Origin of the sequence: Compostimonas suwonensis, assembly GCF_002797855.1 — a bacterium.
GTDB lineage: Bacteria > Actinomycetota > Actinomycetes > Actinomycetales > Microbacteriaceae > Compostimonas > Compostimonas suwonensis.
Window position 1 is genome coordinate 49,282 of the sequence record NZ_PGFB01000007.1, and the last position, 17,605, is coordinate 66,886.

19 protein-coding genes are annotated in these 17,605 nt (G+C 67.9%); 10 read left to right on the forward strand and 9 right to left on the reverse strand.

Translation table 11 applies throughout. The annotated features are described in order from the left end of the window. Window positions 1–53: 53 nt before the first annotated feature. The 7 genes from CLV54_RS16525 (at window position 54) to CLV54_RS16555 (ending at window position 7,357) form a co-directional block, all read left to right on the forward strand. Window positions 54–815: an IclR family transcriptional regulator gene (locus tag CLV54_RS16525; RefSeq protein WP_170062020.1), complete on the forward strand. Its 762-nt coding sequence runs from the start codon at window positions 54–56 to the stop codon at window positions 813–815. A gap of 122 nt (window positions 816–937) precedes the next feature. Then, the gene (locus CLV54_RS16530) at window positions 938–1,969 is read left to right on the forward strand and encodes a LacI family DNA-binding transcriptional regulator (protein WP_157803045.1); all 1,032 of its coding nucleotides are present in this window, start codon (window positions 938–940) and stop codon (window positions 1,967–1,969) included. Between the two features lie 168 nt (window positions 1,970–2,137). After that, on the forward strand, window positions 2,138–3,259 hold the full coding sequence (locus CLV54_RS16535; RefSeq protein WP_170062021.1) for a mandelate racemase/muconate lactonizing enzyme family protein: 1,122 nt from the start codon (window positions 2,138–2,140) through the stop codon (window positions 3,257–3,259). Between the two features lie 2 nt (window positions 3,260–3,261). Further along, a complete protein-coding gene (locus CLV54_RS16540; RefSeq protein ID WP_100346105.1) occupies window positions 3,262–4,212 on the forward strand; it encodes a substrate-binding domain-containing protein in 951 nt (316 codons plus the stop codon). Window positions 4,213–4,256: 44 nt separating this feature from the next. Further along, entirely contained in the window at window positions 4,257–5,534 is a 1,278-nt protein-coding gene (locus tag CLV54_RS16545) for an extracellular solute-binding protein (protein WP_100346106.1), read from the forward strand. Window positions 5,535–5,687: 153 nt separating this feature from the next. Continuing rightward, window positions 5,688–6,524, forward strand: a complete 837-nt coding sequence (locus CLV54_RS16550) for a carbohydrate ABC transporter permease (RefSeq protein WP_157803046.1) — start codon at window positions 5,688–5,690, stop codon at window positions 6,522–6,524. Beyond that, complete coding sequence (locus CLV54_RS16555) at window positions 6,521–7,357, forward strand: carbohydrate ABC transporter permease (RefSeq protein ID WP_100346108.1); 837 nt, start codon at window positions 6,521–6,523, stop codon at window positions 7,355–7,357. The genes CLV54_RS16550 and CLV54_RS16555 overlap by 4 nt, the downstream gene beginning before the upstream one ends. Window positions 7,358–7,373: 16 nt before the next feature. Here the strand turns inward: CLV54_RS16555 and CLV54_RS16560 are convergent, their stop codons facing one another. The 5 genes from CLV54_RS16560 to CLV54_RS16580 all read right to left on the reverse strand — a co-directional run bounded on the left by CLV54_RS16560 (window position 7,374) and on the right by CLV54_RS16580 (window position 12,203). Continuing rightward, window positions 7,374–8,138: an IclR family transcriptional regulator gene (locus CLV54_RS16560; protein WP_157803047.1), complete on the reverse strand. Its 765-nt coding sequence runs from the start codon at window positions 8,136–8,138 to the stop codon at window positions 7,374–7,376. Between the two features lie 33 nt (window positions 8,139–8,171). Continuing rightward, complete coding sequence (locus CLV54_RS16565; protein WP_100346110.1) at window positions 8,172–9,569, reverse strand: aldehyde dehydrogenase family protein; 1,398 nt, start codon at window positions 9,567–9,569, stop codon at window positions 8,172–8,174. Next, window positions 9,569–10,660, reverse strand: a complete 1,092-nt coding sequence (locus CLV54_RS16570; protein ID WP_211294591.1) for a phenylacetate--CoA ligase family protein — start codon at window positions 10,658–10,660, stop codon at window positions 9,569–9,571. Before CLV54_RS16570 ends, CLV54_RS16565 begins: the two co-directional genes overlap by 1 nt. 85 nt (window positions 10,661–10,745) lie before the next feature. Then, complete coding sequence (locus CLV54_RS16575; RefSeq protein ID WP_157803048.1) at window positions 10,746–11,363, reverse strand: hypothetical protein; 618 nt, start codon at window positions 11,361–11,363, stop codon at window positions 10,746–10,748. 126 nt (window positions 11,364–11,489) lie between these two features. Beyond that, on the reverse strand, window positions 11,490–12,203 hold the full coding sequence (locus CLV54_RS16580) for an MBL fold metallo-hydrolase (RefSeq protein WP_100346113.1): 714 nt from the start codon (window positions 12,201–12,203) through the stop codon (window positions 11,490–11,492). A gap of 111 nt (window positions 12,204–12,314) precedes the next feature. On the opposite strand from CLV54_RS16580, the gene CLV54_RS16585 reads away from it, so the two are divergent. Next, window positions 12,315–12,839, forward strand: coding sequence for a TetR/AcrR family transcriptional regulator (locus CLV54_RS16585; RefSeq protein WP_100346114.1), 525 nt, complete (start codon window positions 12,315–12,317; stop codon window positions 12,837–12,839). Window positions 12,840–12,871: 32 nt separating this feature from the next. On the opposite strand, the gene CLV54_RS16590 is transcribed toward CLV54_RS16585, so the two are convergent. Then, on the reverse strand, window positions 12,872–13,474 hold the full coding sequence (locus CLV54_RS16590; RefSeq protein WP_100346115.1) for a TetR/AcrR family transcriptional regulator: 603 nt from the start codon (window positions 13,472–13,474) through the stop codon (window positions 12,872–12,874). A gap of 116 nt (window positions 13,475–13,590) precedes the next feature. Between CLV54_RS16590 and CLV54_RS16595 the strand changes: the two genes are divergently transcribed. After that, a complete protein-coding gene (locus tag CLV54_RS16595) occupies window positions 13,591–14,226 on the forward strand; it encodes an NAD(P)-dependent oxidoreductase (RefSeq protein ID WP_100346116.1) in 636 nt (211 codons plus the stop codon). Window positions 14,227–14,255: 29 nt separating this feature from the next. Here CLV54_RS16595 and CLV54_RS16600 read toward each other — a convergent pair whose 3' ends face one another. Next, window positions 14,256–14,699: an SRPBCC family protein gene (locus tag CLV54_RS16600; RefSeq protein ID WP_100346117.1), complete on the reverse strand. Its 444-nt coding sequence runs from the start codon at window positions 14,697–14,699 to the stop codon at window positions 14,256–14,258. A 204-nt stretch (window positions 14,700–14,903) separates the two neighbouring features. Further along, the gene (locus CLV54_RS16605; protein ID WP_100346118.1) at window positions 14,904–15,788 is read right to left on the reverse strand and encodes an AraC family transcriptional regulator; all 885 of its coding nucleotides are present in this window, start codon (window positions 15,786–15,788) and stop codon (window positions 14,904–14,906) included. A gap of 133 nt (window positions 15,789–15,921) precedes the next feature. On the opposite strand from CLV54_RS16605, the gene CLV54_RS16610 reads away from it, so the two are divergent. Further along, window positions 15,922–16,935 carry an aldo/keto reductase gene (locus tag CLV54_RS16610; protein WP_100346119.1) on the forward strand — a complete coding sequence of 338 codons (1,014 nt, stop codon included), beginning with the start codon at window positions 15,922–15,924 and terminating at the stop codon, window positions 16,933–16,935. A 79-nt stretch (window positions 16,936–17,014) separates the two neighbouring features. Here the strand turns inward: CLV54_RS16610 and CLV54_RS16615 are convergent, their stop codons facing one another. Further along, the gene (locus tag CLV54_RS16615) at window positions 17,015–17,578 is read right to left on the reverse strand and encodes a CGNR zinc finger domain-containing protein (protein WP_100346120.1); all 564 of its coding nucleotides are present in this window, start codon (window positions 17,576–17,578) and stop codon (window positions 17,015–17,017) included. Window positions 17,579–17,605: the final 27 nt, after the last annotated feature.

The following is a 17,605-nucleotide window of genomic DNA, read 5'->3' on the forward strand; positions in this document are numbered from 1 at the left end:
TGCGTCTTCGCTCAGCATGCGGTCATGCTGCCAGGCCGTCTATGCTCGAGGCCATGCCCCGTCCCATCCCGCAGGACAGTTACTCCTCGCTCCGGCGAGCCTTCGTGCTGCTCGACTCCTTCACAGCGGATCGCGACGAGCTCAGCATCCGCGAGCTCGCCCGGGTGAGCGGCGTGCCGCGCTCGACGACCCACCGCCTCGTACAGGAGCTGATGGAGTGGGGCGCGCTCGAACAGGGCCGCTCGGGAATGCGCCTGGGCGTAAAGCTCTTCGAGCTCGGCGCACGAGTGTCAAGTCCCGCGAGCCTTCGAGACGTGGCTCTGCCCTATGCCCACAATCTCAACGAGGTGACCAAGCTCACCGTGAACCTTGCGGTGCGCGAGGGCAGCGACATCGTCTACGTCGAGAAGATCTCCACACGATCGTTGCGCGTTCCGCACTCGCGGCTGGGTGGACGCTTGAGCCTACACGCGACCGGGCTGGGCAAGGCCATCCTGGCATTCAGCGATGCGGCGACCGTGGGAGCGGTGCTCGAGGGCGAGCTTCCGGCGCTCACGCCGCGCACGATCAGCGATCCGCAGACCCTGCTCACCGAACTCGCGACGGTGCGCAGGCTGCGCATCGCCTACGACCTGGAGGAGTCTCAGCTGGGTCTCTTCTGCGTGGCGGCGCCGATCCTGTCGCCACGCGATGAGCCGATCGCCGCGATCTCGGTCACCGGAGCGAGAGCGCACTCGCAAGCGGAACTCTTCGCACCGGCCGTGCAGATGACGGCGCTGGCGATCGCGAGAGCGCTGCACGGCGGCCGGCACTGACTGCGGCCATCAAGTGCGGCTCGGATGCCCGCACACGCCGATATCGGAGGGATTCGGCCCGTGGCCACATCATGAAACTGCGTTAACGTTATCATTGACGAACGATCGATAGGGTGGCGAGCATGAACGGGGCAACAGGACGCAGCACGCGCAGGGAGCCCGGGATCGCAGCGGTCGCCGAGGCCGCCGGCGTGTCATACATGACCGTCTCGCGGGTCATCAACGGTCGCGAGGGAGTGGGAGACGCGACCCGGGAACGCATCCAGAAGATCATCGATGAGATCGGCTATCGCCCGAACGTCGTGGCGCGAGCCCTCCGTACCGGCCGGACGCATTCGATCGGGGTCGTGTGCTTCGCCACATCGTTCCACGGACCGGCGAGCCTGCTGTTCTCGGTCGAGCAGGCGGCCAGAGCGGCCGGATTCTCCGTGAACGTCGTGACCCTCAACGTGCTCGACGAGGAGAGCATCCAGCTCGCTCTCGCCGAACTGCGCGAGCTCGCGATCGAGGCGATCATCGTCATCTCACCGCACCGCTCGACGGGAGCAGCCCTGCGGTCGATGCCCACCGATGTCCCCGTCGTCGCCATCTGGGGCCCGGAGGAGCTCGGAATGCCCGTGATGGGCATGGACCACGTGGATGCCGCCGCGCGCGCGACCAGGCATCTGCTCGACCTCGGGCACCCGACAGTGTGGCATGTCTCCGGTCCGGACGGCTGGACGGGAAGCGACCTGCGCGTGAGAGGCTGGCACGCGGCCCTCGCCGAGTCCGGTCGAGAGATCCCGCCGGTCTTCCAAGGCGACTGGCTCGCGACGAGCGGCTACGAGGCCGGGCAGCACATCCTCTCCCAGCCGGAGGTGAGCGCGGTCTTCCTGTCGAACGACCAGATGGCGCTCGGGTTCATGGCCGCCGCACGCGAGCGGGGACGGCGGATCCCGGATGATCTCAGCGTGATCGGCTACGACGACGAGCCCGGCTCCGAGTTCTTCACACCGCCGCTCACGACCGTGCATCAGGACTTCGCGTTCATCGGCCGTCGAGCCTTCGAGTTCACCCAGCACCTCATCGAATCCGGCACCCGGGTACCCGCCCAGGTGACAGCCCTGCCCGCCGAACTCGTCGTCCGATCGAGCACGGGGCCTTACGCGCACTGAGCCCAGAGCGCGTGATTCGATTCATCGCCGACACGGTGAACCTCAGCATGACCACAGGAACGATAACGTTAACGTAACAACAAAATATCCATGTGCGAAACGGTTGACACCGACCGAGAGTTAACGTTAACTGGTCCGCGTCACAGTTCCCTCAACGCGGAGGCATTCATGCGAATCACCGACATCGTCACCACCCCGGTCGAGATCAACTATCGGCCCGAATACCAGGCCGACAAGCGCTTCTATCCGAAGTCGCCCGAGCAGACGAACGTCATCGTGGAGGTCCACACCGACACCGGCCTCGTCGGAATCGGCGAGGCCGCCCACTCGCCGGGCGTCTACGGCGAGACGGCCTGGCAGACCATCGAGGGCATCGAGTACCTCAAGCCTCACCTGATCGGCCGCGATCCTCTGCAGATCAACCGCCTCAACATCGAGATCGACCGATACTCCCCCGTCGGGAACATCGCGGCGAAGGCCGGCCTCGACATAGCCTTCCACGATCTCGCCGGCAAGATCATCGGCGTGCCCGTCTACCAACTGCTCGGCGGACGCGTGCACGAATCCGTGCGCACGCACATCACCCCCGCGACCTACGAGGACACGACCTCCGACCTGCTCGCGCTCATGGGTCAGGGCTACCGCGCCTTCAAGCAGAAGATGAGCGGCGACACCGACTACGACATCGCGCTCGTCAACTCGATCCTCGACAACATCCCCGAAGACGTCGTGCTGAGCATCGACGTCAACCAGGGCTGGAGCGTCAACCAGACACTCGACATCGCCGGTGTGCTCGAGCGCCGGAAGACCTTCCCGCGCAACCTCATCCTCGAGCAGCCGATCGACGGCTACGACCTCGCCGGAGCGGCCGAGATCCGCCGGGCGACCCGTATCCCGCTGATGCTCGACGACGGCATCCGCACCGTCTCCGATCTGCGGAACATCATCGACGCGCGTGCGGCAGACATCGTGAGCCTCAAGATCAGCCGGGTCGGCGGCATCCAGCGCTGCCTACAGATGATCAAGATGGCCGAGGCCGCCAACATCACCTACATCGTCGACGAGATCAACGAGATGCGCGTCGCGAACACAGCCGTCGCGCACCTCGCGCTCGCATCGAAACGTCCGCTCTACACCGGCGTCTGCTGCCACCTCCTGCTCGAGCAGGACGTCGTCACGACGGGCGGCGTCTGGATCGAGGACGGTGCGGCCTTCGTCAACGACAAGCCGGGACTCGGCATCGACGGGCTCGATCTCGACAAGGTGCGCGCGACGCGCAAGGCGGCCTGATCATGCCCATTCCCTTCGACCGCACGGTTCGCATCGGGATCACCGAGAAGAACCAGCACGCCTATTGGGACATGGTGAACGCCGGATGGCGAGACGCCGCGGAGGCGCTGGGTCTCGAGTTGCGGATCGACGCCCCGCCGAGTGAAGATGTCGCCGCGCAGATCGGTCTCATGCGGCAGCAGCTCGATGACGGCGTCGACCTCCTTGCCTTCGTCGGCACGCAGGCGACCGGCTTCGGCGACATCGTCGCCGAAGCCGGTCGCCGAGGAGTGCCGGTCGTGGCCTTCGATCTCGACGCGCCGCAGAGCGGCCGGCTGACCTTCGTCGGCATGCCCTCGATCCACCGGGTCGGCCGCGAGGTCGGGGACTTCCTCTCCGATCGCATCCCCGCCGGGTCGACCGTCATCGCGCAGACCGGCTCCAATCACGCCCCCGGAGCAGGCGCCAAGCTCGCCGGCTTTCTGGAGTCCATGAACGAGCACGGCCACCGGGTGGCCGTGGGCGAGAGCGACGGGGAAGACGTCGCGCTCTCGCTCGAGATCGCCCAGCGGCTCCTCAGAGAGAACCCCGAAGCTGTCGGCATGTACGGTGTCTACGGCTACCACCCGATCGTGCAGGCGAGAGCTGCGGAGCTCTCCGGACGAACCGACCTCACCATCGTCGGATTCGACATGCTGCCCGAGACGGTGGACCTCGTCGAGAGCGGCGCCGTCGCAAGTTCCGTGTGGATCCAGGAGTACTACTTCGGCTACTACACGGCCCTGCTCGCGAACACGATCGCCCGCACCGGAACGCTCGAGTCGCTTCGCGCATTCGGCATGGATCCTGCCAACCTCGCGAACAACGCGATCTATCCCCCCGTCGCCTTCTATACGAAAGACAACATCGCCGACTATCGGCGCTTCGCCGAGTCGAAGTCACTCGGAGCACGCACGGCGGCCACCGCCGTCTGACGACCGATCCACCACCCCTCGCGTCAACGAAGACAGGAGACACCATGAACAAGACAACCCGCCGAGCTCTGCCGGCTCTCGCCGCCCTCGCGGTCGGGACCGTCGCCCTCACCGGCTGCGCCTCCGGCGACAGCGGCGACGGCTCGAGCGACAGCAACGAGGACATCACCCTCAACACCCTCTTCCTCGACACCGATGTCTACACCCCGTGTGTGACGGACTACATCGACAAGTTCACGGAGGAGACCGGCATCAAGGTCAACATCCAATCCGAAGGCTTCTCTGGATACCACGACAAACTGCTCACGACCCTCTCAAGCGGATCCGACACCTACGACCTGACGATGATCGCCTACCAGTGGACGGGCGAGTTCGCGCCGTTCATGGTTCCGATCACCGACAAGGTCGCGGCGGATGCCGACGCGCTCGGTGGCATCCTGCCCGCCTCGACGGACACCTATGTCTTCAACGGCGAGCAGTACGCGATCCCGTTCACTGCACAGGCCGAGACGCTCTTCTATCGCACCGACCTGTTCGAGCAGGCCGGCCTCGAGCCGCCCAAGACCTGGGACGACGTGGCCGACATCGAGAAGTTCTTCACGAACAACCCCGACTATCCCGGGGTCTACGGTATCTCTGTGAAGGCGGCCTCATCGCACGCGCAGACGATGTTCGACAACCGCTATTACGGCCTGGGCGGTGAAGCGCTCGGCGAACCCGGCAGCGAGATGGACGTGACCGCCGCAGCGAAGGCCCTGCAGCAACTCAAGGACGACGCGACCGTCTACTCGCCTCCGGGGGCGCTCGCAGCGACCTTCGCCGAGGTCTCGGCGCAGCTCGCCGGCGGCACCGTCGCGATGGCGGAGCTCATGCCCACGACCGTGCTCGGACTGGTCGACACCGAAGGCGACAGCAACAAGGTCTTCGGCAAGATCGGCGCGACGACCGTGCCCGGCGGGCACGGCGAGGCCGGAGGCTGGGGACTCGCCGTCAACAACACCTCGAAGCACCAGGATGCCGCGTACGAACTCGCCACGTATCTCACCTCCGAAGACGCCGACCTCGGCTGCTACACGGAGTACGGCAAGCCCGCTGTGCAACAAGCGACGTACGACAACGACGAGGTGAAGTCCGCTTGGCAGACCGAGGGCATCCTCGATGCGCTGTCGAGCTCGATCGGCAAGGCACGCGGCGCGACTGCGGCCCAGATCAACGGCATGATGGACGAAACCGTCTCGCGGTTCCTCGCGGGTCAGGCGGGCAGCGCGGACGACGCCGCGCAGGAGATGGCCGACAGGTACGAAGAACTCGTCAACCAGTAGCTCGAAGAGCACACTCGAGTCAGGAATGCGCTGATCGTCATGACAACAACCATCGAGACCCGGAGCCGCCAGGTACCCCCTGGCGGCTCCGGCCGCACCCTTCCCCCAACTGCGCGAAAGCGACGGCGACTGCGTCCGACCGCCTATTTCTGGATGCTCGCACCGAGCCTCGCGCTGCTCATCGCCTTCGCCGGCTACCCCATCGTGCGCACCATCACCTACAGCCTCACGAACCTGAACGCTGCGGGCACCGGAGACTTCATCGGCCTCGAGAACTACGTGCGGCTCTTCGGAGACAAGCTGTTCTGGGACTCGGTCATCGTCACCCTGGTCTTCACCGTCGTGGGAGTGGCCGTCGAGGTCGTGCTCGCCTGGACGTTCGCACTCCTGCTGCACGGCCCGATCTCGCGGATGGGTCACGTGCTGCGAGTGGTCATCGCGATCCCCATGGCACTCTGCCCCGTTGTCGTCGGCATCGTCTGGCGCTTCCTGTTCAATCCGCAGTACGGCTGGGTCAACGCGATCCTCGGCACCCCTGAGATGGACTGGACAGGCGACCCGAGCCGCGCTCTCGGCGTGCTGATCTTCGTCGACATCTGGGCCTGGATGCCCTTCGTGTTCATGATGATCTCAGCCGGCCTGCTCGCCATCCCCGACGACATCAAGGAGGCCGCCCGGCTCGACGGCGCAGGCTCCGTGCGCGCCTTCTGGAACATCACGCTCCCGCTGATGCTCCCCGTCACCCTCGTCGCGATCCTGCTGCGCACCATCGACGCGGTGAAGGCGTTCGACGTGCCTTACACACTCACCTCCGGCGGACCCGGCAATGCCACGACAACCGTCGGCATCTTCCTCTACAAGCGGGGATTCGCGGAGTTCCAGCAGGGCTATGCTTCCGCACTCGCCGTGGTCTTCACCGTGGCGCTCGTACTGTTCGCCCTCGTCTACCTCGCCATCATGCGCCGCGCAGAAAGGAAGGCCGGACAATGACCGCTCGCGCCCGGATCTCACTCGCGATCGTTCGCACGATCGCCATCCTCATCCTCCTCGCGATGACACTCCTGCCGATCGTCTGGGTCATCAGCACGGCGTTCAAGTCGAACAGCGACATCCTCGTCTTCCCGCCGCAGGTGATCCCGTTGAACCCGACGCTCGACAACTTCGTGCACTTCTTCACGGACGCCTCGACGCTGAGGTTCTTCGGGAACAGCATCATCGCGACCGCGGTCTCGACCGTGTTGACGGTGCTGCTCGCCGTACCCGCCGCCTATGCGCTCAACGTGCACCGGTTCCCGCGCGACGTCGGACGCCACATCGGTCTCGGATTCCTGCTGCTGCGATTCCTGCCGGCGTTCGCCGTCGTCGTGCCGCTCTTCGTCATGCTGCGCCAGTTCGGGCTGATCGACACCGTGTTCGCGCTGATCCTCGTCTACACGGCCTTCCATCTGCCGATCGCGATCTGGATGATCACGCCCTCCATCGCGCAACTGCCCACCGAGATCCGGGAGGCGGCATCGGTCGACGGCGCAGGACCATTGCGAGCGTTGTGGTTCGTCACCGTTCCGCTGGTACGTCCCGCTGTCGCGACAGCGGCTGCGTTCTGCTCGATCCTGTCGTGGAACGAGTTCTTCTTCGCCCTGATCTTCACGAACCAGAACGCGCGGACCTACCCGATCCTGATCAGCTCGTTCGTGACCGACTCAGGGCCGGAATGGGGATCGATTGCGGTCGCCGCGTTGATGGCGATCATCCCGATCGTCATCATCTGCGTGTTCCTGCAGCGCAATCTCGTGAGCGGCCTGACCGCCGGAGCGGTGCGGTAGCCGTCCAGCCGGCGGGTCAGCGAGAGGCCAGCACGGCGGAGACGGCCGTCGCCGCGGCGAGAACCCGGACGCCCAGGCGCGCACGGTCCTCGTCACGGTAGCGCACGACGGGCACTACGAGGACGATCGCCGCCACCGCCTCGTGCGTGCCGTCGGTGATCGCGGCACCGATGCCGATCGTCTGCCCGCTCTCAGCCGGCTTGACACAGTAGCCGTCGCGCCGGACGGCGTCGATGAGGGCGCGGACCGTCGTCGCGTCGACACCGCCGTGCGCGGCGACGGCCTGCTCGTTCGCTGCCTGGATCGCGTCGCCCACCCGGTCGTCATCCATCGTCGCGAGCACGGCGATCCCACCGGCGGCGGCGGTGTCGGCGAAGGCGGTTCCCACCGCCGCGACGATGCGGAGCTCCTGTCGGGTCTCCGCGTGGTCGATCACGACCATCACGTGGCCCGGACGGGGAATCGAGAGATGCACCGTCTCGTCGGTGTCGTCGCGCAGGGCCTCCATGACCGGAACCGCCGCCTTGCGCAGCTCGAGCTCGCTCCGCTCTCCGCGGAGCGCGGAGTGCGCGCGTGCCGAGACCTGCCAGCGGGTGACGTCGCCGTCGACGGCTTCGATCCAGCCGGCGCTCTCGAGGGTGCGCAGAATCCGTTGGACCGTCGACTTCGAGAATCCGAGCTCGGGGGCCAGCTCCGAGAGCCGCGCAGGCTGACGCTCCGCGACGAGCTCGAAGGCACGCAGGCTGCGCAGCACGCTCTGCATACCCTGGTCGTCAGTCACAGTTCATCGTGGCACAGAGCGGGCGTGCCCCGATCACGCTGAGCGTACGACACCGCGCGACTCCATGAGGAAGTCGCCGAGGAACCCGTCATGCGGCACCTGCGGCGCACTCCAATAGGTCGGCCGCGCGCCCACGTAGACGTTGCGGATGCTCGGCTCCGACACAATCGCATCGATCAGCTCGCCGTCGCGGGTGATGACCGTCAGCACGAGAGTATCGCGAAGCGCATCGGCGCCGTCCTCCCTCGTCCAGGGCGCCACCCAGACGCAGGGGAAGCCCAGCTCCACCCTCGCCTGCGGCGATCCGGCCGAGGGCAGCAGATGCACGGCCGGCCGGAGAGCGGCGCTCCCGTCTCCGAGCTCGTCGACGAGAGATCCAGCGGACTCCCCGATCGGCTCCGCGTCTGCCGCGACCCTCCGGAGGAACTCCTCGACAGCCCGGGCCGACTCCACCGGCTGGACGGGCAGGATGGCGTGCTCCTGCTCCGGCCGCGCGCTCGGCAGCATCGCGAGCTTCTCTGCGAGCGCCTCCGCGAATCCGCGGGCATCCCCCTCGATGAGCACGGCCGTCGTGTTCGTGCAGCCTGCACCGCCGCTCCTGCTCGCCGAGTCTGCGACGAGGTCGACGTAGGATCGCCAATCGGCGTCGGCGGCGATGAGGATCTTCGAGCGGCCGGGACCCTGGGGGTAGACATCCGGGTCGGCCGCATACTTCTGCATGACGGTGTCGCCGCCGTAGACCATGGAGAGATCCGCCAGCCGAAGCATGGTGTCGGCGACGGCGTGGTCGGTGGGCAGCAGAACGATCTGGTCGTCGCCGAAGCCGGCCTCTCTCAGAGCGGCGACCAGACGGGCCGGCGTGAAGGGCTCTTTGCGGGACGGGCGCACGGCGACACGATAGCCGAGAGCGAGCGCCTCGATCCAGGCGGCGTGCACGGAGGGATGGTTGCCGGCCACATGAACCCCGAAGACGTCGCCGCGACGAGCCCAGAGCGCCGCTCCCTCCTGAGCCGCAGGGTCTCGCCAATCGGCGACGGCGACCGTCGGACGTGCGAGCTGCGCATTCTCCCAGGCGTTCTCGCAGCGGTCGGCGACTTTCTCGATGGCCGCACGGACCACTGAGAGGCCGAGTCCCGAGACCCGGCTCACGAGGTGCTGGTACTCCTCGACGTCGAGGCCGAGCAGGGTCGCCGAACGGAACAGCTCGCCTGCTCGGCGCAGCGCCTCAACGCGTCGCTCGGCCGGAAGGGTCACCGCCCGGCGCAGAGCAGACAGGGAGCGCGCGACGAACGCATCGGGCACGAGGCTGATCTGAGCGACCGGGCTGCCCGCGACATCCGAGATCGTCTCCCTCGTGCGTGCGCGATAGGCACCCGTCGCACCCAGCGCGTCGACCTGCACGAGCTCTGCGGCGTTCGGCTCCGCCCGCATCAGTACACCCCCTCGACCACGGAGACTCCGCCGAACTCGGACAGCGGTTCGATGTCTGCGATCGAGTCGCCGACCTGGCCCGTCAGCGGCTCGATGCGCAGGGCGGTATCGCGTTCGGCGTTGTTCGGCAGCAGGAACGACTTGCTCACGTGATTCACGATGACCTGGCCGCGCTCGCCGTAGGCGACGGGCTCCTGAGTCACGGGATCCACGACCGAGAGAGTCACGTACGGAGCGACAGAGGGATCGATGATGCAGGGGTCGTCGTCACCGAGGCCGGGCCGTTCCGCTCCGCCCGCACCGAGAGCCATCGTCGTTCCGTATCGGGTCGAGAGCACGGTGTCGGGCACAAGCTCGGTGCGGTAGTAATGACGGGCCTCGGCATCCATCGACGCACCGCCCCAGACGAGGTAGCGCACGTCCTGCCGGATGATGTCGAGCAGATCGTCGCGCTCGAGCATACGTGCGAGCACGGGTGGGGTCACCCGCATCGCGGCCACCGGCTGCCCGCGCAAGACGAAGGCGGCCTGGTCGATGATGTGCTCGATGTAGTCGTTGACGACATCGGCATGCCCGGCTGATGCCTGCTTCTTGACCCAGCGCGGGTCGAGATCGATGCCGAAGACGAGGCTGCCCGGACTGTAGACGGAGGCCGCGCGCTTGATCTGCTCGAAAGCCCCATGCGGCCCGGCCGGCAGCATCGCCAGCCAGTTCGCGCCGAGCGGGACGCCGGCGCGATCGAGCACTGCGGCCTCGCGGTGCGAGAAGAACTCGGCGAACTGCCGCAGAAGTGGAATCCGTTTGGGATCACCCGTCGTGCCACCGCTCTCGATCACCGAGACCACGTCGGGGCGGGAACCGAATCCCCGCGGAATGAGATCGGCGACCGCCACTCCCCGCAGCTCATCGGTGACGTTCGGAAACCGCCTCAGCTGTTCCCAGCTCGTGACGTCGGCGACCGGGTCGAATCCGAGCGTCTTCGCGCGTTCGATCCAGAAGGGGGAGCCCGTCTCGGGACTGAAGTGCCAGCGCATGGCCGCGTGCACCAGTTCGTCTGGGTCGATGAGGGCATCGGGGGCTGCGTCGAGCACACGCTCGCTTGCTTCTAGAGTTAACTGTTCCATAATCCGGTATTGTATTCCACAATGTGGCACGTTTACTAGATCCCTGAGAGCTCTAGATCCTTGCGAAGCCGGCCTCCGAGACGTGAAGGGAGACAGCGACGGCGTAGGCCGTCGCCGGGCCGATGACCACCGGCCCGAAGATGAGCACAGAGCCGGCGCCGATCGCCATCGGCGCCGCCAGCGCGATGGCCAGAACCGCCAGCAGGGTGCCGATGATGGCGAGGAGCCCGGCCCTCCGCGGGCTGAGGAGCGCGGGCGCGAGCACGCTCGCGAGCATCAGGAGGAAGACGACCCACTTCACCCCGGCCGGGAGCTCCGGTCGCACTCCCGCCACGAACGTGCTCCCGGCGATCACGACGAACGGAATGCCCGCCACGAACGCCAGCCAGCCCCAGACTCGGGCCGCCCGGCGGCCGACCTCGTCCGTCCACTCGCGCATCAGGCCGACGAAGACCAGCCCGACGACCAGCGCGACGATCTGGATGACGCCGCTGACGATGACGACCAGGCGACCCGCCGAACCGAGCAGGTGACGGTCGGGGTCGGGGAGGTGGAGCAGCCACGGCAGCCAGAGCGCACCGGTCACGACCCCGATGACGACGATGCGGAACAGCTGGAGGCGCACTCGCGCCCACCACGGCGGCGGACACTGGTACGGTGTGGACGTCATGGTCCATGACCCTGCCAGCAGCAGATGAACGGCCGGCGACCGCGGCCGACCTCGCCGGGTCGCCGAGCCTCGCCCGGCACGCCGACGACGCCGGGCTGATGACACGCCCCTGCCGCAGCCCGCCGACTAGCGTTCGCCGCCGCGCACCTCGGACTCGACGGAGGCGGGGTCGATCTTCCAGGGCGTGCCGTGGCCGGGCAGCACCCAGCTCGCCGTCACGCCGGCGAGCCTGCCGAGCGAGTCGAGGGCGAGAGCCGGATCGTCGGTGAACGGCGCCGGCTGCGGTCCGGTCGTGCCCGTGAGAACATGGCGCGTCGTGAGGGCGTCGCCGACGAAGACCGCGTCGGCGACCGGCACGTGCACGGCGATGCTGCCCGGGGAGTGGCCCGGCATCCCGATCACAACGGGCGAGCCCGGCAGCGGCAGCACATCGCCGTCGGCCACCTCCCGCACCTCGGTGAGATACCTCGTGCGCAGGCCGCCCTTGCGCAGCGAGTAGCCGAAGAAGGCGAGCGTCGCGCCGAGCCTCATCCTCCCGATCTCCGTCTTGGGCTTGTCGCCGCCCTTCGCCCGGTCGGAGTCGGCGGCGTGCACGTAGACGGGAACGCCCTTCTCCCGGCGCAGGCGCTCGGCGAACCCCAGATGGTCGCTGTCTCCGTGGGTCAGGATGACGCCGCGCACGTCGTCCAGACTGCGACCCATCGCGGCCAGCTCGCGGTTCAGGTCTTTCCAGTGACCGGCGAGACCGGCGTCGATCACGGTGACCCCCTCATCCGTCTCGACGAGGTAGGCCGCGACGATGTCGTTGCCGATGCGGTGCAGGTGCGGGCCGAGCTTCATGGGGTTCTCCTTCTCGCGGTCATACCCTCTCGCGGGCGTGGACAAGGCTACGATACGTAGCTATGATGGCTATTGTCAATAGCCATCACGTCGATGCCCCAGGAGTTCCGGATGCCCACACCAGACCGCACCTCGCTCGACGCCATCGTGACCGCCGGCCGCGACATCCTCGAGTCGAACGGGCCGGCAGGCCTCACCATGCAGGCCGTCGCCGTGCGCGTGGGCGTCAAGGCTCCCTCTCTCTACAAGCGCGTGAAAGACCGGAACGCCCTGCTGCGCCTCGTCGCCGACGCCACGGTCGACGACCTCGCCGCACGCCTGACCGGGAGCGGCGGGCTCCCGGAGCTTGCGCGAACGTTCCGGGCGTTCGCGAGGGAGCGGCCCGAGGCCTTCCGCGTGATGTTCTCCGGCGACGCCTCCCCCGACGCCCTCGCCCGGGTGAGCGCCCCCGTGCTGCGCCTCGCGGGCGAGCTCGTCGGCGAGCACGACGCGCTCTCGGCCGCGCGACTCATCACCGCCTGGGCCAGCGGCTTCATCACCATGGAGCTGGCCGGCGCCTTCCAGCTCGGCGGCTCCATCGACGAGGCCTTCGAGTTCGGCCTCGAACGGCTCGCGCGGGCACTGTCGACATCTTGAGCCGATCGATCACACTGGATCGGGGAACGGTCTTAGAGACCGCGCACGGCCGCGAGAACCAGCGTGCGTGCGACATCCTTCTCGTGGGGCACGGCGTCGAGCCCCTGGAAGCACGCGAAGAAGGCCTGCTGGAACGCGGCACCCACGAGCAGGCGGGCGATCGAGCCCGTGTCGGCGTCGTGCGGCAGCCGGCCGAGTTCGACCTCGTCGTCGAGGTAGCTCTGGACGATGAGCACCGGCGCCTCGGGCCCGCCCCCGTGGGCCGTCACCCCGGAGCGGTGGGCCGCGAGCAGCGCCGGGGTGCCGAAGATCGAGGCGGCCATCGGGAACGACCGCACGTAGAAGGCGAGCAGCTGCTCGACGAGGAGGGTCAGGTTGGCGGCGACGGTGGCGGCACCGACGAGCTCGGCGGGCAGCTGCAGCTGCGGCATCCGCTCTTCGAGCACTCGCATGAAGAGGTCCTGCTTGTCGGCGAAGTGCTTGTAGAGCATCGGCTCGGAGTACCCCGCGACCTGCGCGATCTGCTTGGTCGTCGTCGCCGCGATGCCCTTCTCGCGCATGACGGCGGCCGCGGCGTCGAGGATGCGGTCGCGCGCGCCGCGAGTCGGTTCCTGCGAGCTGAGCGTGGATTCCATGGCGCCCCCTTGACGGGTTAGTGAACACTAACAATACTAGTGGTTAGCGAACACTAACCACAGGCGGTCGTGATCGGGAGCAGTCGCGAGACAGGCCGGTAGAGCAGGAGGCAGTCATGAAGATCGCAGTCATCGGGGCAACGGGAGGCACCGGCATCCAGATCGTCGAGCGTGCCGTCGCGCGCGGCCACGAGGTCACGGCCGTCGTGCGCGATCCCGCGAAACTCGCCGCGCTCACGGGCGCGCGGGTCGAGGTGGCGCGGGCCGATGCGCGGGACGCCGAGGCCCAGGCCAGAGCCTTCAGCGGCTCCGATGTCGTGATCTCTGCCATCGGCGCCCCGCCCGGGAAGGACGCCGATCACACCATCCTCCGCGACGGCATCCGAGCGGCCCTCGCCGCGATGGACGCCGCCGGCGTGCGCCGCCTCATCGCCGTGAGCGGCAGCGGCCACAGCACCGACGGCGACGGCGTGTTCATGCGCTACATCACGAAGCCGATCGTGCAGGCGATCCTGAAAGACACCTTCACCGACATGAAGGCCATGGAGGCCCTCATCCGCGCGAGCGACGTCGAGTGGACGATCGTGCGGCCGCCGCAGCTGACCGACAGGCCCCCGCGCGGCCGATACCGTTCGCGCATCACCGTCAACCCGCCCGGTGCCCGGATCACGCGCGCCGACCTCGCCGACGCGATCCTCGACGCCCTCGCGAGGGAGGACACCCGCGACGCGGTGCTCGCAGTCGCGAACTGAGGCGGGCAGCTCGTCACACGGGCGAACTGCTATCTCAGGTGCTCGCCCAGCGAGTCGAGCGCCTGCTGCCAGCCGTCGTAGAAGCTCCTGTCGCCCTTCCTCCCCGCGACGCCGCGCAGATCGAAGATCATGCGCGTGCCGCCGTCGAGCCGCTCGAGGGTGATCGTGACCACCGGGCTGTCGTCCGGGTCGCCGTCGGGATAGCCCCAGGTGAACACGAGGCGCTCGAACGGCGAGACCTCGCGATAGACGCCCGCCGCGACGAACCGGTCGCCGGTGACGTCGTCCACCATCGTGTAGGTGTACCGGCCGCCCACGCGTGCGTCGATCCGCACGGTCTCGCGAGGCGTGCTCATCCCCCGCGGATGCCACCACTGCGCCGCGGAGTCGGGGGTCAACCACGCCTCCCAGATCTCCTCCGAACTCGCGTCGAAGGTGCGGGCGAGCGTGAAGCCCGTGGACGCGTCGATCATCGTTGCCCTCCTTCACCGGTTACGACCCGGCGGTCACGTTCACCGCGACTCTTGAGATGCTAAGGGCTGGTCGAGCCGGACGACAGGGGTTCCCGCCACTTCAGCGACCACGCGTCATCCCTCGCAGCATCCGTCGCGGCGTAGTTTCGTCGTCGGGGCGCACCGAATACCGTGCGCCGCCACGACGAAACTGCGCCGCGAGGCTCAGCCGGGGGCCGGGGAGGAACCGCGGAGGAGGAGCGCGTCACGGCCGGGAGGGGCTCCGAAGGCGCGCCGGTACTCGCGGCTGAACTGCGACGGGCTGTCGTAGCCGATGAGATAGCCCACCTCGGCGATGTCGTCCGACCCGGCGAGCAGGAGGGAACGGGCCTCCTGCAGCCGGATCTGCTTCTGGAACTGGAGCGGCGTCATCGAGGTCGCGCCGCGGAAGTGACGGTGGAAGGTCGAGAGGCTCATGCCTGCGAGCCGCGCGAGATCCTCGATGCGCAGGGTCTCCGTGTAGTGGCCGCGGATCCAGTGGATGGTGCGGGCGATCTGTGCGAGACTCCCGTCGGCCAGCCCGATCTGCCGCACGATCGCCCCCTGCGCGCCCGTGAGCAGCCGCCACGTGATCTCGCGCTCGTACGCCGCTGCCAGCACCGGCGCATCCTCGGGACTATCGAGCAAGCGCACCAGCCGCACCGCCGAATCCAGCAGCTCGGGCGTCGCGTCGCTGATCGCGAGACCCGAGAAGGCAGGGGCACGACCGCGGCTGGGCGTCTCCAGGAGCAGGGATGCGATCACGGCGGGCTTCAGCCGCAGGGTGAACACGGCGAACGGCTGCTCCCGGCTGGCCTCGAGAACACTGCCGATCACCGGGAGCCCGATCGAGACGATCAGGTACTGCCCGGCCCGGTAGTCGTAAGGCGTGCCGTTCAGCACCGTGCGTTTGACACCTTGCGCCACGATCGCCAGCGACGGCTCGGAGAACCCGGCCCGGCCCGCCATCGGCTCGGCGTCGGTCGTGAGCCTGACACCGTCGAGGGCTGTGCCGTTGTCGTGCCGGGCATGACGCAGGATCAGCTCGCGGAGCTCGTGCAATCCGTCCATCCTCCGATCCAAGCGCGCGCCTCCGCCCCGCACAATGGCGCGGCGCGCTTTTCTCCCAAGCCTGACACGATCGTGCAAGACCGTGCCACCATCGGTCTACCCCGCGACGCCGCGCCGGTGATGTCATGGACACATGAGAAGAAGAATCCTGGGAGCAACCGGCATCTCGGTGAGCGAGTTCGCTCTCGGTGCCATGATGTTCGGCCCGATGGGCAACCCCGACCACGACGACTCGATCCGGATCATCCATCGCGCCATCGATGCGGGGGTCAATTTCATCGATACCGCGGACGTCTACTCGGCGGGCGAGTCGGAGACGATCGTCGGCAAGGCGATCACAGGCCACCGCGACGACATCGTGCTGGCGACGAAGTTCGGCCTGCCGATGGGCGACGATCCGAACCACCGCGGCGCCTCACGCCGGTGGATCACCCGCGCCGTCGACGACAGCCTCCGTCGCCTCGGCACCGACTACATCGATCTCTACCAGCTGCACCGCTTCGACTACTCCACCGACCTCGCCGAGACGCTCTCCACCCTCACCGATCTGCGGACGGCGGGCAAGATCCGCGCCTTCGGCAGCTCCACCTTCCCGGCCGAGAGGATCGTCGAAGCCCAGTGGATGTCGCGAGAGCACGGCCTCGGACGCTTCCTGACCGAGCAGCCCCCGTACTCCATCCTCACCCGGGGCATCGAGGCCGCCGTGCTGCCGACCGTTCAGCGGCACGGGATGGGCGCGCTCAGCTACAGCCCCCTGAACGGCGGATGGCTCTCCGGTCGCGCCGACATCGGCACGGGCCACCGGGTGGCCGGTCGCCCAGCCATGTACGACACGAGCACTCCGCTCGGCGCGGCGAAACTCGCGGCCGTGCAGAAGCTCACCGCCGTGGCATCCGAGGCGGGGATGACCCTGCCGCAGCTCGCACTGCGGTTCGTGCTCGCGCATCCGGGCATCACCTCCGTCATCATCGGCCCGCGCCGGCACGACCAGCTCGACGGGCTGCTGTCGGCGGCCGAGCTCGACATGAGCGACGAGGTCCTGGATGCGATCGACGCGATCGCGAGGCCCGGCCGCGACCTCAACCCCGACGACAGCTACAACGCCGACGACCCGGCCATCGGCGACGCCCGCCTGCGCCGCCGCTGAGCCCGGAGCCCCACGACCCTCGAACGCAGGCGACCACCCTCGAACGCCGTCGATCACGCTCGACCGCCGGCGCGCAGGCTCAGCCCTCCTGGCCCTGCGCGCCCTTGCGCTTGCGGAACGCGATCATGTTCATACGACTGCCGCAGCGCGCGCTGCAGAAACGCTTGGAGCCGTTGCGGGAGAGGTCGAGGATGAGGCCGGTGCAGTCATCCGCCTCGCAGATCCGCAGGCGCTGCATCTCGTCCATGCGGATCACATCGGTGAGCGCGAGCGCGGCCTCGACACGCATGCGCTCGCCCAGGGGCGCGTCGGGCTTCGTCGCGTGCAGGTGCCAGTCGTAGCCGTCGTGCCGGGCGAGGTAGGGCATCGCCTGGGCCTCCTCGAGCATGCCGTTGACCTCGAGCACCGCGGCATCACGGTCGAGCGTCCACACGCGGCGGATCTGGTCGCGGGTGCGCAGCACGTCGCGGAGCTCCTCGTCGTCGCCGTCGATGCGCCCGGAGAAGACGTATCGGCCGAGCAGCTCGGCGAGCAGCTCGCGCGTCGCGATCTCGTCGGTGCCGCTGCGGGACGCCCCGGGGTCGGTGTTGCCGAGCTCCACGGCGAACTCCAGAGACTCTTCGGTGTCATGGGCAAACTGCATGTTGACTCCTAACCGACCCTCAGCGTA

Coding starts and splice junctions, on each gene's coding strand:
- CLV54_RS16525 (WP_170062020.1), top strand. CDS start 54: ATGCCCCGTCCCATCCCGCAGGACAGTTACTCCTCGCTCCGGCGAGCC.
- CLV54_RS16530 (WP_157803045.1), top strand. CDS start 938: ATGAACGGGGCAACAGGACGCAGCACGCGCAGGGAGCCCGGGATCGCA.
- CLV54_RS16565 (WP_100346110.1), bottom strand. CDS start 9,569: ATGCGGGCGGAGCCGAACGCCGCAGAGCTCGTGCAGGTCGACGCGCTG.
- CLV54_RS16610 (WP_100346119.1), top strand. CDS start 15,922: ATGAGAAGAAGAATCCTGGGAGCAACCGGCATCTCGGTGAGCGAGTTC.
- CLV54_RS16605 (WP_100346118.1), bottom strand. CDS start 15,788: ATGGACGGATTGCACGAGCTCCGCGAGCTGATCCTGCGTCATGCCCGG.
- CLV54_RS16555 (WP_100346108.1), top strand. CDS start 6,521: ATGACCGCTCGCGCCCGGATCTCACTCGCGATCGTTCGCACGATCGCC.
- CLV54_RS16575 (WP_157803048.1), bottom strand. CDS start 11,363: ATGACGTCCACACCGTACCAGTGTCCGCCGCCGTGGTGGGCGCGAGTG.
- CLV54_RS16550 (WP_157803046.1), top strand. CDS start 5,688: ATGCTCGCACCGAGCCTCGCGCTGCTCATCGCCTTCGCCGGCTACCCC.
- CLV54_RS16585 (WP_100346114.1), top strand. CDS start 12,315: ATGCCCACACCAGACCGCACCTCGCTCGACGCCATCGTGACCGCCGGC.
- CLV54_RS16545 (WP_100346106.1), top strand. CDS start 4,257: ATGAACAAGACAACCCGCCGAGCTCTGCCGGCTCTCGCCGCCCTCGCG.
- CLV54_RS16580 (WP_100346113.1), bottom strand. CDS start 12,203: ATGAAGCTCGGCCCGCACCTGCACCGCATCGGCAACGACATCGTCGCG.
- CLV54_RS16595 (WP_100346116.1), top strand. CDS start 13,591: ATGAAGATCGCAGTCATCGGGGCAACGGGAGGCACCGGCATCCAGATC.
- CLV54_RS16600 (WP_100346117.1), bottom strand. CDS start 14,699: ATGATCGACGCGTCCACGGGCTTCACGCTCGCCCGCACCTTCGACGCG.
- CLV54_RS16535 (WP_170062021.1), top strand. CDS start 2,138: ATGCGAATCACCGACATCGTCACCACCCCGGTCGAGATCAACTATCGG.
- CLV54_RS16615 (WP_100346120.1), bottom strand. CDS start 17,578: ATGCAGTTTGCCCATGACACCGAAGAGTCTCTGGAGTTCGCCGTGGAG.
- CLV54_RS16540 (WP_100346105.1), top strand. CDS start 3,262: ATGCCCATTCCCTTCGACCGCACGGTTCGCATCGGGATCACCGAGAAG.
- CLV54_RS16590 (WP_100346115.1), bottom strand. CDS start 13,474: ATGGAATCCACGCTCAGCTCGCAGGAACCGACTCGCGGCGCGCGCGAC.